The 4,505-nt window shown below is 38.5% G+C and carries 4 protein-coding genes; all 4 read right to left on the reverse strand.

Annotation, left to right across the window (positions count from 1 at the left end; translation table 11 throughout):
- Positions 1 to 1,807 (reverse strand): sigma-54-dependent Fis family transcriptional regulator (locus AC1DUW_RS21500; protein WP_477643414.1); only part of this gene is annotated, 1,807 nt, incomplete at its 3' end.
- A 267-nt stretch (positions 1,808 to 2,074) separates the two neighbouring features.
- A complete protein-coding gene (locus AC1DUW_RS21505; protein ID WP_053346092.1) occupies positions 2,075 to 2,851 on the reverse strand; it encodes an acetoin reductase in 777 nt (258 codons plus the stop codon).
- A gap of 35 nt (positions 2,852 to 2,886) precedes the next feature.
- Positions 2,887 to 4,269, reverse strand: coding sequence for a dihydrolipoyl dehydrogenase (gene lpdA / locus AC1DUW_RS21510; RefSeq protein WP_477643415.1), 1,383 nt, complete (start codon positions 4,267 to 4,269; stop codon positions 2,887 to 2,889).
- Between the two features lie 17 nt (positions 4,270 to 4,286).
- On the reverse strand, positions 4,287 to 4,505 hold a 219-nt coding region (locus AC1DUW_RS21515), incomplete at its 5' end, for a 2-oxo acid dehydrogenase subunit E2 (RefSeq protein ID WP_477643416.1).

Below are 4,505 nucleotides of genomic sequence, written 5' to 3' on the forward strand. Positions count from 1 at the left end.
CATTTCCTTGTGTCCTTTGCAATGCCTCTAGCATTAAATCTCTTTGTATTTTTTCTCGGGTTGTCAGTTCATTTCCCATAATACAATTTTTATCAATTTCCTTCGGAGACTGGCAATCCGCTTGCTGCGTAAGTGCTAGTGAATGCATAGAATTTAATAATTGTTCATAATCTACTCGTCCATCTTGAAGCAATATAGACAATCGTTGCAGAACATTCTGTAGTTCTCTTATATTCCCCGGCCAATTGTAACCCTTTAAACTATTTAATAATTCTTCTGATAATGGAATATTCCAGTTATTCACTTCACTAAGATAGCGGACAAGATACGGAATATCCCCTTTCCTTTCCCTTAAGGGTGGTACAAATACAGGATAAACATTTAAACGATAATATAAATCTTGGCGAAAGGATCCTTCATTTACAAGCTCTGCAAGGTTACGATGTGTTGCTGTAATAAAGCGAATGTCTAAAGATATACTTTTTGTACCACCAATCGGAACGATTTTTTTTTCCTGAAGTACACGCAATAACGCCACTTGCATCGCATGTGGGATTTCACCAATTTCATCGAGAAAAATAGTCCCTCCATTAGCCTGCTCAAATTTCCCTTTATGCCCTTGACGCTTAGCCCCTGTAAATGCGCCTTCGACATAACCAAATAATTCACTCTCCATTAAATCTTTGGGGATGGCTCCGCAATTTATGGTGATAAACGGTCCTTTTTTACGAGGACTATTTTCGTGAATAGACAAAGCAACAAGCTCTTTTCCAACCCCTGTTTCACCAGATATATACACATTAGCTTCGGTTGGTGCAACAAGCTTTACTTTATGTAATGTGTTTTGAAACGCTTCACTAATACCCATTTCACCCTTGAAATTAAACAACTTAGATGGCGAAGAAGTTGGAAAAAGCCTATTTTGGGTATGACCTTCTGATAAAAATATACACTTTCCTGATACCCTTTTATCTTCTGTAGAAATAAGCGGAGTTTCCTTTTCAATTTGGTATCCAAAGGTTAAAAAATCAGATAGTCTCATTCCAATAGATTGAGAAATTTTTTGACGGACTTGTTTGCTGGCTGAAATGATGATTTCTTTATGATTACAAACAATAAAGGGGCGGTCTGGATAAGCTTCTGCTAGTTCAATAGAATGCTGAGTTAGTGCCAACTCTCTTTTATAGGAGTGAACCGCCATCTCTTGTTCTATCGTATACGCCAAAGTGGCAACCATACCAAGCATAGATGGATGAAAATATTCAACCGGACACGATATATCTAAAACACCCATTAACATTCTATCTTCATTAAAAATAGGCATTGCAGAACAACTCCATTTATGTGAGGCAATAGAGTAATGTTCGGTTCCTTGAATCATTACTGCCTCCCCCGTTTTCAAAGCGGTTCCAATCGCGTTTGTTCCGACTTCCCCCTCCGTCCAGCGTACGCCTTCCACAAAATTTATTTTACCTGCTTCATCCAGAATTTTTTCGTTTCCTGAGAGGGAAAGAACATATCCATCAGGGTCTACTAATAAAGCCATCATGCCAGACTCTTTAATCGCTTGGTTCATTCTTGTTAATTGGGGCGAAGCTACATCTAGAAGTACGGAGTTTTTTTCTCTTTGAACGTTCAATAAATCATTTGTTAACACATGCTTACCTTTATTTAGATACGGATTGACTTGTTCTTTTTTACATCGATGCCAAGATTCCTTAATTCGCTTGTCCAAGCGATTTGAATCGAGAACCCCCTCACTAATAAACCGTTCCCATGTACGTAGATAACAACTAGTGGATAACATATAATCCTCCTCTAATCATCTGGTTTAAACATTTTCAACATTCATTTGAAAAATAAAAGCATGTCTTTTCAATCAAGAGAAATAATACCGTGGAGTAATAAAAAGGAAGTTAATCGAGGTCCACTTTATTATATTAGATTATGTATACGCTTACAATATTTTGATTACAATTAACATAAACTTCACAATAAAAGCTTCACATGATCATTCACGTGAAGCTTACTTATTAATCATTTATGCGTAATTCCTAGTCCTATAATGCTTGTTTTATGAAAAAATGACGCCTCCATCAATCATGATAGATTGTCCTGTCATATAGTCAGAATCTCGTGAGGCGAGATACGAAACAAACTTCGCAACATCTTCTGGGGTCTCAGGTCGTCCCAAGGTAATAGAATCCGAAAACTTTTTAAATGCTTCTCCTTTTCCCAGATTCATATATTGCCCCATTTTTTCATCGATAAGATCCCACATTTGTGTACCGACGATACCTGGACAGTATGCATTTACCGTAATTCCAAACTGAGCCAATTCTTGTGCTGCCGCTTGTGTAATGCCTCTAACGGCAAATTTAGTTGCTGAGTAAGTTCCTAGTAGGCTAAACCCTTTGAAACTAGCTATACTGGCAGCACTAATAATTTTCCCGCCTTCTTGCTTTTTCATTTGCTCAGCAGCCGCTTGCAGGCAAAAAAGCACACCATTTACATTTATACTAAAAATCTGTTCAAGATCTTCCTGAGTCACTTCAAGCAACGGTTTAATTTGGGCAATTCCTGCATTTGAAACCATAACATCAAGTTGTCCAAAATGATCCACAACTTGATCAACCATATTGAATACTTCATTTCTTTTACTTACATCAGCTTTCACTGCAAAGCTTTCACGTCCAAGTTCCTTAATTTCGTTTACGACCGATTCGGCGCTGTCCAAATTGACGTCGTTTATCACCACATTCAATCCATCTTGAGCTAGTCTCAATGCAATCGCACGTCCAATTCCACGACCTGAACCAGTGACAATCGCTGTTCGATGACTAATAACCATACAAAATACCCCCAATTCAATAGGATTCAGTTCATTTAAGTATGCACTGCTTGGCCACTAACGCTTAATAATGCCTCATGTATGCACTCCGACAAGGTTGGGTGCGCTGCTATTAAATCTTCCATAATATCAGTCGTAATTTCCGCATGGAGCATGACCGTTCCTTGACCAATTATTTCTGTCGCGTGTGGGCCAACGATGGAAAATCCAAGAATCTCATTAAATTGAGTATCTACTACGACTTTGACCTTTCCAATTTGTTTGTTAGAAATGACAGCTTTTCCATTTGCGGAAAAAGGAAATTCTCCAACTTTAATATCACCATATTTATTTCTTGCTTCTGTTTCCGTCAATCCTACGCTAGCAATCTCAGGGGAAGTATAAATACATCGGGGAATTGCTCGATAATTTACTTTAGTCTCGTGTCCACAGGCATTCAGAGCAGCTACTCTTCCCTCATGAAAAGCTACATGTGCAAGTTGGATTCCACCAATCACATCACCACAGGCATATATTGAAGAATTACTTGTTTGCATTTGATTATTTACAGAAATACCATGTTTAGAAAAATCAATACCATTCCGCTCTAGGTCCATTCCGTTTACTCTAGGCTTTCTCCCTATTGAAACAAGTACGTAATCGGCATGAACTTCGTCAATATTGCCATCACTTTTATCTAAAAATACTTTCTTATTATTAGTATTCATGTCTTTGACAGATGTGGAGGCATGGATTATTACCCCTTGGCTTTCCAATTCTTTATGTAGAACCCCTGAGATATCTTCATCTTCCCCTGGGARCAGCTTTTCCCCCATCTCAACGATTGTGACCTTAGTGCCCATCCGGCTATAAATACTTGCAAACTCGCATCCAATGACTCCGCCTCCAATAATCAAAAGTGAAGTAGGAATAGAAGGGAGTGACATGGCTTGACCACTATGGATGATCCATTTACCATCGAACGGTGCAAATGGCAATGGAATCGGTTCGGAACCTGTAGAAATAATGATTTTACTAGCTTCAATCTCTTCATATTTATTGTCATTTTCTATCCGAAGTTGGTGGTTCGTTATTAAAGAAGCTCTTCCTTGAATTACTTTTATTTTATTTTTTTTCATTAAATAATGAACGCCTTGGACAAGTGTCGATACAATAGCTTTCTTTCGTTTCTGCACCACTTCCCAATCGATTTCAATTGAGTTAGATGGGAGACGGATTCCCAATTCACCTGCATTTTTCACCAACTCATACGTATCAGCACTTTCTAACAAAGACTTCGTTGGCATGCATCCTTCGTTTAAACAGGTTCCTCCAAGTGGCCCATCGACAACCAGTGTCACTTCTTTTCCCTGCTGGGCAGCAGTAATTGCCGCTACATACCCAGCAGGACCTCCTCCGATAATTGCTATACGATTCAAGAGATTTCCTCCTTTTTCTATAAAAGCATGGTCATTGGCTCTTCTAAATATCTTTTTATTGTTTGTAAAAAGGCAGAAGCAGGAGCCCCATCTAAGACACGATGATCAAAGGTTAAACTGAGTGGCAAAATAGTTCTTCTTTCCAACGTATCTTCAATATAGAGGGGAGTATCATAAGCAGAGCCAATTCCAAGAATTCCTGTTTCAGGGGTATTTAAAATCCCCTGAAACAGGAA

The sequence above is a fragment of the Peribacillus sp. P4_C12 genome (assembly GCF_056402095.1).

Excerpts from the sequence above, each read along its gene's own strand:
- AC1DUW_RS21505 (WP_053346092.1), bottom strand. The coding sequence starts at position 2,851 with ATGGTTATTAGTCATCGAACAGCGATTGTCACTGGTTCAGGTCGTGGA.